9 protein-coding genes are annotated in these 9,432 nt (G+C 75.2%); 6 read left to right on the top strand and 3 right to left on the bottom strand.

Annotated elements, in window-relative coordinates:
* Nucleotides 1-23: 23 nt before the first annotated feature.
* The 6 genes from ACZ5OX_RS03085 to ACZ5OX_RS03060 all read left to right on the top strand — a co-directional run bounded on the left by ACZ5OX_RS03085 (nt 24) and on the right by ACZ5OX_RS03060 (nt 6,400).
* Nucleotides 24-911 carry a dihydrodipicolinate synthase family protein gene (locus ACZ5OX_RS03085; protein WP_465628477.1) on the top strand — a complete coding sequence of 296 codons (888 nt, stop codon included), beginning with the start codon at nt 24-26 and terminating at the stop codon, nt 909-911.
* 114 nt (nt 912-1,025) lie between these two features.
* Complete coding sequence (locus ACZ5OX_RS03080) at nt 1,026-2,054, top strand: aspartate-semialdehyde dehydrogenase (protein WP_392869278.1); 1,029 nt, start codon at nt 1,026-1,028, stop codon at nt 2,052-2,054.
* A 310-nt stretch (nt 2,055-2,364) separates the two neighbouring features.
* A complete protein-coding gene (locus tag ACZ5OX_RS03075; protein WP_465628475.1) occupies nt 2,365-3,657 on the top strand; it encodes an NYN domain-containing protein in 1,293 nt (430 codons plus the stop codon).
* Nucleotides 3,658-3,724: 67 nt separating this feature from the next.
* Nucleotides 3,725-4,723: an ABC transporter ATP-binding protein gene (locus tag ACZ5OX_RS03070; RefSeq protein WP_392869275.1), complete on the top strand. Its 999-nt coding sequence runs from the start codon at nt 3,725-3,727 to the stop codon at nt 4,721-4,723.
* Entirely contained in the window at nt 4,720-5,529 is an 810-nt protein-coding gene (locus ACZ5OX_RS03065; RefSeq protein WP_402405262.1) for an ABC transporter permease, read from the top strand. Before ACZ5OX_RS03070 ends, ACZ5OX_RS03065 begins: the two co-directional genes overlap by 4 nt.
* Nucleotides 5,530-5,611: 82 nt before the next feature.
* Entirely contained in the window at nt 5,612-6,400 is a 789-nt protein-coding gene (locus ACZ5OX_RS03060; RefSeq protein ID WP_465628473.1) for a hypothetical protein, read from the top strand.
* A 91-nt stretch (nt 6,401-6,491) separates the two neighbouring features.
* On the opposite strand, the gene ybaK is transcribed toward ACZ5OX_RS03060, so the two are convergent.
* From ybaK to ACZ5OX_RS03045, 3 genes are all read right to left on the bottom strand, one after another.
* Complete coding sequence (gene ybaK, locus ACZ5OX_RS03055) at nt 6,492-6,986, bottom strand: Cys-tRNA(Pro) deacylase (RefSeq protein WP_392869269.1); 495 nt, start codon at nt 6,984-6,986, stop codon at nt 6,492-6,494.
* Between the two features lie 22 nt (nt 6,987-7,008).
* Nucleotides 7,009-7,737 carry an LON peptidase substrate-binding domain-containing protein gene (locus ACZ5OX_RS03050; protein ID WP_465628471.1) on the bottom strand — a complete coding sequence of 243 codons (729 nt, stop codon included), beginning with the start codon at nt 7,735-7,737 and terminating at the stop codon, nt 7,009-7,011.
* 84 nt (nt 7,738-7,821) lie between these two features.
* Nucleotides 7,822-9,402 carry an oxidoreductase gene (locus tag ACZ5OX_RS03045; protein ID WP_465628469.1) on the bottom strand — a complete coding sequence of 527 codons (1,581 nt, stop codon included), beginning with the start codon at nt 9,400-9,402 and terminating at the stop codon, nt 7,822-7,824.
* Nucleotides 9,403-9,432 lie beyond the last annotated feature (30 nt).

Genomic DNA, 9,432 nt, shown 5'->3' with positions numbered 1-9,432 from the left:
CGGCACGCCGCAGGATCGTGGGCATGGAACTCAAGGGCATCCACGTCCCCCTGATCACCCCCTTCGCCGCCGACGGCTCCGTCGCCCTCGACGCGCTGGAGAAGCTCTCGTACGAGCTCCTGGACGCCGGCGCGGCCGGGCTGGTCGCCCTCGGCACCACCGGTGAGCCGGCCGCGCTGACCGCCGGGGAGCGGGACGCGGTGGTGGACGTCGCCGCGGCCGCCTGCGCCGCGCGCGGGGCGCAGCTGACCGTCGGCGCCTCCGGCGGCGACACCCGGGCCGTCGGCGAGGCGCTGGCCGCGCTCGGCGCGCGGGTGCCGCAGGCCGCGGCGCTGGTCACCACGCCGTCCTTCGTCCGGGCCGGCGAGGCCGGGACGGTCGCGCACTTCCGGGCGCTGGCCGCGAGCAGCCCGCTGCCGCTGGTCGTCTACCACATCCCGTACCGCACCGGGCAGCAGCTCTCCACCGCCGCGCTGCGCGAACTCGCCGCGATCGAGGGCGTGGTGGGCGTCAAGTACGCGACCGGCGGGCTGGACCAGACGGCCGCCGAACTGCTCGCCGACGCCCCCGTGGGGTTCGCGTTCCTCACCGGCGAGGACGCGTACCTCTCGCCGATGCTGGCGCTCGGCGCGGCCGGTGGCATCCTCGCCTCCGCCCACCTGGCGACCGGCCGGTTCGTCGAGCTGGTCGAGGCCTGGCAGGCCGGGGACGTGGCGCGGGCTCGGGCGCTCGGGCACCGGCTGACCGGCCTGGCGCTGTCCGCGTTCACCGCGCCGAACCCGACGGTCACCAAGGGTGTGCTGCACGCCCAGGGCCGCATCCCGACCCCCGACGTGCGGCTGCCGCTGCTGCCGGCCGGGGAGGCGGAGGTCCGCGCCGCGCTGGCCCTCGCCAGTGGTCTGGACCACTAGGGTCCGCCCGGGCGGCCTCTCACACCGTGGAACGCCAGGCCGCCGCACCCGCGTGACAAGGCATGATGGACGGAGTGCGGCCGTGAACAGCACCATTCAGAGGAGTAGTCGGAGATGAAGATCGGCATTGTCGGTGCCACCGGCCAGGTCGGCGGCGTGGTCCGCGAGATCCTGGCGGAGCGCAACTTTCCGGTGGAGCAGCTGCGGCTGTTCGCCTCGGCCCGCTCGGCCGGGCGCACGCTGCCCTGGCAGGGCACCGAGGTCACCGTCGAGGACGCGGCCACGGCCGACTACACCGGCCTCGACATCGTGATCTTCTCGGCCGGCGGCTCGACCTCCAAGGCCCTGGCCCCCAAGGTCGCCGCGGCCGGTGCCGTCGTGATCGACAACTCCTCCGCCTGGCGCCGCGACCCCGAGGTCCCGCTGGTCGTCTCCGAGGTCAACCCGGAGGCCGTCGCGGACCGCCCCAAGGGCATCATCGCCAACCCGAACTGCACCACCATGGCCGCCATGCCCGTGCTGCGCCCGCTGCACGAGGAGGCCGGCCTGGCCGCGCTCGTCGTCTCCACCTACCAGGCCGTCTCCGGCAGCGGTGTGGCCGGCGTCGCCGAGCTGCAGGACCAGGCCGCCAAGGTCGTGGAGGGAGCCGCCGGGCTCGCCCACGACGGCGGTGCCGTCGAGTTCCCCGAGCCCAGGGTCTACGCGCGACCGATCGCCTTCAACGTGGTGCCGCTGGCCGGATCCCTCGTGGACGACGGCTCCAACGAGACCGACGAGGAGCAGAAGCTCCGCCACGAGAGCCGCAAGATCCTCGGCATCCCCGAGCTGAAGGTCTCCGGCACCTGCGTGCGCGTCCCGGTCTTCTCCGGCCACTCGCTGCAGATCAACGCCCGCTTCGAGCGCCCGATCAGCCCCGAGCGCGCCGTCGAGCTGCTCGACGGCGCCCCCGGCGTCGAGCTGTCCGACATCCCCACCCCGCTCCAGGCCGCCGGCCGGGATCCGAGCTACGTCGGCCGCGTCCGGGCGGACGAGACGGTGGACAACGGCCTGTCGCTGTTCGTCTCGAACGACAACCTGCGCAAGGGCGCCGCGCTGAACGCCGTCCAGCTGGCCGAGCTGGTCGCCGCCGAGCTCAGGGGCTGAGCGTCCCCGGCCGAGCCGCACCGGCCGGACCACCGGTGTCCGCCGTCCGGAACACCGCCGCGTGACCCAGGGCGGGCCCCGTCGTTGTACGGGGCCCGTCCTCGCTTCTGTTCGCTCCCGGCCCGGACGGCTGTTGCGGTACCGGGACAAGCGGCGAGGTTCGGCGGGCGAACCGCGGGTAAAAGGGGACCCAACGATCGGGCGGCGACGGGGGCCCCTCACCTCGGCACGTCGGGACGACGGGCCGACCGGCCCGTTCCCGAATCGATCCACCCGACTGATTCCGAGGGCGAGCGAAAAGAGGTGCGCGATGGACCGCTGTGTCGTCCTGGTGGACGCCGGATACCTGCTGGGCGCCGCCGCCAGCCTGCTCGCCGGGGATCCGTCCCGTTCCAGGGTCACCGTGAACCACACGGCCCTGATCACCGCACTGCGCGAGCGGGCCGAGGCCGAGACCGGGCTGCCGCTGCTGCGGATCTACTGGTTCGACGCCGCGCCCGACCGGCGCCCGATGCCCGAGCACAGGCGGCTGCGGGTGCTGCCCCGGGTCACCGTACGGCTGGGCGCGCTCACCCGGGCCGAGGGGCGCTGGGTGCAGAAGGGCGTGGACGCCGCGATGCACGCCGAACTCTCCGAACTCGCCCGCAACCGGGCCTGCGCCGACGTCGTGCTGATCACCGGCGACGGGGACCTGCTGCCCGGCATGATGACCGCCAAGGAACACGGAGTGGCCGTCCACCTGTGGGCCCTGCAGGCCGCCGACGGCGACTTCAACCAGTCCGAGGACCTGGTCGGCGAGGCGGACGAGCGGCGGGTGCTGGACCGCGAGTGGATCGAGGGGTCCTTCTCGCTGCGCGAGCACTCCAGCCTGTTCCCGGCCCCGGGCGCCCGGCAGGAGATCGCCAAGATCCTCGCCGCCCCGCCGGCCGCCCCGCCCGCCACGCTGCCCACCGTGGTGCCGCCGGTGGTCCGCCCGGCCGCCGCCGAGGCAGCCGCCGCGGCCCCGGAGAGCGCCGCCCCCGCCGCCGACGGACGGCCGCAGCCGGCCGCGGCCGCGCTCAAGGTCGTGCCGACACCGAAGGACCTGGCCGGGCGCGCCCCCTCCGTCACCCCGGTCACCCCGGTGGCGAGCGGCACCAACGGCCACGCCGCCAACGGGCACGCCGCCGCCGCGCAGGGCGGGCCGGTGCTGCGCTGGTCCTCCGACCGGGGCTGGGTGGACCGGCCCGCCCCGGAGCCCGCCGTCACCGCCGGCGACAGCTTGCCCACCCTCGCCCAGCTCACCACCGCCGAACAGCGCTGGGCCGACCGCGAGGAGGACATCACCTCCATCGGCGGCGACGCCCACGAGGTCGGCCAGGTCTTCGCCCGCCGCTGGAGCGAACGCCTCGGCGACAACGAGAGACTCACCGTGCTCTGGCCCGACTACCCGCGCATCCCGCACCGGGTGGACGGCGAGCTGCTGCGCTACGCCGCCCGCTTCGGACTGCTGGCGCACAAGGACGACCAGATCGACGAACACGACCGCTACGCCATCCGGGCCGGGTTCTGGAAGGAACTGGCGGCGCGGGTGCCGGGCGGGTCGATGGTCGTCGAGGACTGAGCCGACCCGACCGGCCCGAGGGCCCCCTTGTCCGGTTCGCCCGTATGAGCGCGTAGAGTCTTCGGTCGTGAACGAGACGGCCGGGCGAGCACCCGAGGAACCCCAGCCGTGCGTGGCCGTACGCGACCTGGTCAGGACCTACCGCAGCGGACGCGGCGCGGCCGCCACCGAGATCCGGGCCAACGACGGCATCAGCCTCACCGTCCGCCAGGGCGAGATCTTCGGGCTGCTCGGGCCGAACGGAGCCGGGAAGTCGACGCTGGTGCGCCAGCTCACCGGGCTGCTGCGCCCCGACTCGGGATCCGTCGAACTCCTCGGCCACGACATCGTGCGGCACCCCGACCGGGCCGCCCGGCTGCTCGGCTACCTCGGGCAGGAATCCACCGCGCTGGACGAGCTGACGGTGGCGCTCGCCGCCGAGACCACCGGACGGCTGCGCGGACTCACCCGGGCGCAGGCCCGCGGCGCGGCCGCGGACGTGCTGGCCGAGCTCGGGCTGGAGCCGATCGCCACCCGGCCGCTCGCCAAGCTGTCCGGCGGACAGCGGCGGCTCGCCTGCTTCGCCGCCACCCTGGTGGGGGAGCGGCCGCTGCTCGTCCTGGACGAGCCCACCACCGGCATGGACCCCGTCGCCCGGCGGGCCGTATGGAGCGCCGTGGACCGGCGGCGCGCCGAGCACGGGACGACGGTGCTGCTGGTCACCCACAACGTGATCGAGGCGGAGACGGTGCTCGACCGGGTCGCCGTGGTGGACGACGGCCGGGTGATCGCCTGCGACACGCCCGGCGGGCTCAAGGCACTGGTGGACGGCGACGTCCGGCTGGACCTGGTCTGGCGGGACGAGGCGCCGGTCGGCGTGCCCGCCGTCGCCGCGCTGCGCGAACGGGCCGAGTGCACCGGGCGCCGCTGGACCGTCCGCACCACCCCCGAGCAGGCCCGCGAACTGGTCGCCGCCGTCACCACCGGCCCGGCCTTCGCCGCGCTCGACGACTTCACCCTCGCCACCCCGAGCCTTGAGGACGCCTACCTCAAGCTGGGCGGCCGCCACGGAGGACTGGCCAAGTGACACTGCTCTCGGTGCCGCCGGAGACCCGCCGGTCCACGGCCGCCCCCGCTCCGCTCGCCCCCGCGGCCGGGCTGCTGCCGGCGCTCGCGGCCGTGTACCGGGCGCAGCTCGCCCGGGCGCGGGTGGCGCGCATCCCGCTGCTGTTCGTGGCCACCTTCCAGTCCGTCGGCATCCTGGTGATGATGCGGGGCGTGGTGGACGCCGGGCAGTCCTCGGAGGCGCGGTCGGTGGTCGCCGGCTCGAGCGTGCTGGTGGTGGCCTTCGTGGCGCTGAACCTGCTCGCCCAGTACTTCGGGAAGCTGCGGGCCACCGGCGGGCTCGACCACTACGCGACGCTGCCGGTGCCGGCCGCCTCGGTGGTGCTGGGGACGGCCGCCGCGTACGCCTCCTTCACCCTGCCGGGGACGCTCGCCACGGCGGCGTTCGGGGCGGTGACGTTCGGGCTGCCGCTCGGGCAGCTGTGGGTGCTGCTGGCGGTCGTGCCGCTGGCCGGGGCCGCGCTGTCGGGGCTGGGGGCGGCCTGCGGGCTGCTGGCGCCGCGGCAGGAGATCGCGACGATGCTCGGGCAGCTCGGGATGTCGGCCGCCCTGCTGCTGGGGGTGCTGCCGGCGGACCACCTGCCGCAGCCGGTGCAGTGGCTGCGGGACCTGCTGCCGTCCACGTACGGGGTGGACGCCTTCGCGCGGACCTTCGCGCCGGATCCGGACTGGGCGCTGGTGCTCGGGGACCTCGCGGTCTGCGCGGGGGTGGGCGTGGTGTCGCTGGCCGTCGCCACCTGGGCGTACCGGCGGGCGGTCTCGCGGTAGGGGCGTCCCGTGGCGGGACCGTCCCGGTTCCGTGGGTACGGTGGTGGGTCGTTCGAGTGGCCGTCGTGAAACGATGGGGCCTGTGACCGTACCGAACACACCTCCGGATCCCGCCCCCGCCGATGCGCAGGCGGAGCCGGACGCAGCGCCCGACCCGTTCGCGCCGCCGGCGCACGGCGCCACCGCCTTCGGGGAGGGGGCGACTCCGCTCGGGAAGCGGCTGCTGCCGGAGGTGCGGGTCGGTGCCGGTGTCGTGGTCGCCTGTCTGGTGGCCGCACTGGTGGTGGCCGGGCTGTGGGCCTGGCTGGCGCCGAAGGTGCCGCTGCTGGTGGACGGGGACCGCATCCTCTACGCCGACCCCGAGGGCGAGCAGCGGGCCGGGGCCGACGCGGTGTTCGTGCTCATCGCGCTGGGGGCCGGGATCCTGACCGCGCTCGGGGCCTTCCTGGTGACCCGTCGGCGCGGCGGCGGCATCGCGGTCGCGGTGGGGCTGACCGTCGGCGGGCTGCTCGGATCGATCGGGGCCTGGCGGATCGGGCGGTGGCTCGGGCCGAGCGGCGACCTGATCGGCCAGGCCCGGCGGGTCGGCGACGGCGGCCACTTCGACGCGAGCATCGACCTGGGGGCGCTGGGGGCGCTGCTGGTCTGGCCGATGACGGCGATGGTGGTGCTGCTCCTGCTCTCGGCCGCGTTCGGCAAGCGCGAGGAGGACCCGCCGCCGTACTGGGCGCCGGTCGCGCAGGCTCCGCTGGGGGTGCCGCCGACGGGCACTCCGCAGGGCACACCGACGGACACGCCGACGGGCACTCCGCAGGGCACGCCGACGGGGCAGTGGGCCGGGCCGGGGACGGGGAGCGGCCCGGAGCGCTGACCGCTGACCGCCGGGCGCGGGCGCTGGTGGGCTCAGGGGGCCCGGTGCGGCGGGCTCAGCGGGTTCAGTGGGTTCGGTGGATTCAGTGGGTTCAGCGGGCGATGGCGGCGGTGTGGGCCCCGGTGAGCGCGACCAGGTCGGCGGGGGCGAGTTCCACTTCGAGGCCGCGGCGGCCCGCCGAGACGTAGACGGTGGGGTGGCCGAGCGCGCTGGCGTCGACGACGGTGCGCAGCGGGCGGCGCTGGCCCAGCGGGGAGATGCCGCCGCGGACGTAGCCGCTGCTGCGCTCGGCGGCGGCCGGGTCGGCCATGGCGGCGCGCTTGCCGCCGACGGCCGCCGCCAGGGCCTTGAGGTCGAGCTGGCCGGCGACCGGGACCACACCGACGGTGAGGGTGCCGTCCACGTCGGCGACGAGGGTCTTGAAGACCCGCTCGGGCGTGACGCCGAGGGCCTCGGCGGCCTCGCCGCCGTAGGAGGCGGCGGCCGGGTCGTGGTCGTAGGCGTGCACGGTGAACGGGACGGCGGCGGCTTCCAGGGCGACGGTGGCGGGGGTGCCCTGCCCGCCCTTCCTGCTCTTCTTGGCCATGCGGGGTCCTCGGGCTCCTCGGTCAGTTGGGGCTGAAGCGCTGGCGGGTGAGGTCGGCGGCGGGCAGCGAGGGCAGCCAGCTGAGGACGGCGGTCTCGCGGCGCAGCAGGTCGAGTTCGGCGCGCAGCCGCTGGGCGGTGTCCGGGCAGGCGAGCAGCCGCTGCTTGACCGGGGTCTCGAACACCGAGGCGGCGGCGACCAGGTAGGAGAGCACCTGGGGGTCGTCCGGCAGCTCCTGGCGGCCGACGGTGCTGGCCTCGCGGGCGCCGGCCAGGCGCTTCTGGTAGACCCGGAACGCCCGCTCGACCTCGGAGGCCAGGGCGCCGGAGCCCTCGCCGGGGAGCTCGTCGATCGGCTCGATCTCGCCGGTCAGGTACGGGCCGGAGACGTCCGCCGAGCGCAGCCGGAACCGGGTGGTGCCGGTGACCAGCAGCTCGTAGCGGCCGTCCGGCTGGTGCTCGACGGAGGCGACGTCGGCGACGCAGCCGATGTGGAACAGCGCCTCCAGCGGGTCCCCGGTGGCGGTGCCGAGGCCGTCCAGCGGGCCGGCCGGGCCCTCCTCGGGTCTGACCGGCGCGACCTCCCGGCCGTCCCTGATCGCGAGCACGCCGAACCGCCGGGGGGTGTCCTCGGAGCGTTCGAGCAGGTCGGCGACGAGACGGCGGTAGCGCTCCTCGAAGACGTTCAGGGGCAGCACCAGGCCCGGGTAGAGCACGGTGTTCAGCGGGAAGAGCGGCAGCCGTTCTGTCACGGCGGACAGCGTAGTTCCCCGGACGGGGGCCTTGTCGCACGGATGACGAGGCCACCCGGTCGGCGGCCCCCGCCGCCGCCCGGCTCAGCCACGCTGGAGCATCCGCGTGGCGCCGGCGACGACCGTGGAGGCGAGCAGCCAGCCGATGACGACCAGCCCGGCGGAGATCCACTGGGAGAGGCCGCCCGGGTTCCAGCCGCCCTGGCTGAGGTCCACGATCGGCAGCAGCTGGTTCAGGGTGTACAGCACCGGGTTCCAGTGCGGGCGCTCGTCGGCCTTGAGCGGCTCCGGCGGGTGGGAGGCGAACCAGAGGCTGCCGAGGATCCAGGCGAGCAGCAGCCACAGGCCCGCCCGGCCGGGCCGGTAGCCGTAGCCGACGGTGGCGTCCTGGACCGCGCCCCAGACGCGGGCGGGCAGCGGCAGCGTGCGGCGGCGCCGGCGCTGCTTGGCGTAGAGCACCTCGCGGGCGTCGTCGTCGGCGCCGTCGCGGCGCAGGGCGGCGGCCAGCTGCTCGTAGGACTCGGGCTGGAAGTCCACCGAGGAGCCCTCCAGCCAGGCGATCCGCTGCTGGACGGTGAACGTGCTGATCGGGCGCAGGTTCTCGTAGACGAAACCGGTGAGGCCCAGGTGCTTGCCGAGCGGCCAGGCGTGCGGCCTGTCGACCAGGTTGCCGACCCGGGCGCGGGAGAGCGAGACGGTGCCGGTGGGGCGGAAGTCGCAGGAGAACCGCAGCTCGGGGGTCTGGATGCGGCGCAGCGAGAGCTCGTCGTCGTCCTCCAGGTGGAACTCGCCGGAGATCAGGCAGGCGCCCTCGAAGCGGGAGTCGGACAGCCGGACCCGGCCGAAGGCCCGGAACGGGGTGACGGGGCCGTCGGCCGGCGGGACCTCGCCGTAGCCGGAGCCGTAGTAGCCGCGGGAGCCGGTCCAGCCGAGGTCGGCGGAGCCGGTCAGGTAGAGGGTGTGGCCGATGGTGACCCGGACGGCGTTGAGGCAGGTGCGGCTGTGCCGGCGGTCGGCGTGCAGCTGGGCGCCGCGCAGCGACAGCCGGCCGCCTATTCGGGCCGTGCGTATGCTCAACTCGCCCCGGGCCTCCAGGCGTTCGGCTTCGAAGTCCTGGTTGACGGTGATCCCGTCGGCGGAGACGGCCCGGCCGTAGCGGTCGCCGCCGACCCGGGTCTGGTTGAGCAGCAGGTCGGTGCCGATCTTGGAGTCGGTGAGCCGGATGCCGTCGGGGAGGCGGCAGCGGGCCAGGTGGAGGTCACCGGTGGTGGAGAGCCGGGAGGCCTCCAGCCGGGGGATCAGGCAGTTCACGAAGCGCAGCGTCGGCGCCGAGGCCTCGGAGAGCAGGATCTTGTGCTCGAAGCGGCACTCGTGGAGCTCGATGTAGCGGTCTATGGCGGCGCCGGCCAGGTTGAGCGCGCCGGTGACCAGCACACCGCTGAACCGCAGCGAGGCGACCCGCCCGGGGGCGGGCCGCGGGCCGGCCAGCAGCAGGTGGGCGAGCACCTCGGCGCGGACGGTGCGCTCGGGGCCCCAGTCGGCGTCGCCGAAGGGGTCGTCGGCGTCCGCGTCGCCCGTTCGCAGGTCCAGGATCACACCTTGGCGGTAAGCCTCCCAGAGTCGCTGCTCGACCCCCGTCCAGCCCTCCGGAGCACGCTCCGCCATGGTTTCCCCCGTCCCCCGGTCGTCTCGCCT

This window comes from Kitasatospora sp. NPDC032121 (assembly GCF_055580145.1).
Note: the sequence above shows the minus strand (reverse complement) of the source record. Positions and strands in the feature narration are given on the sequence as shown.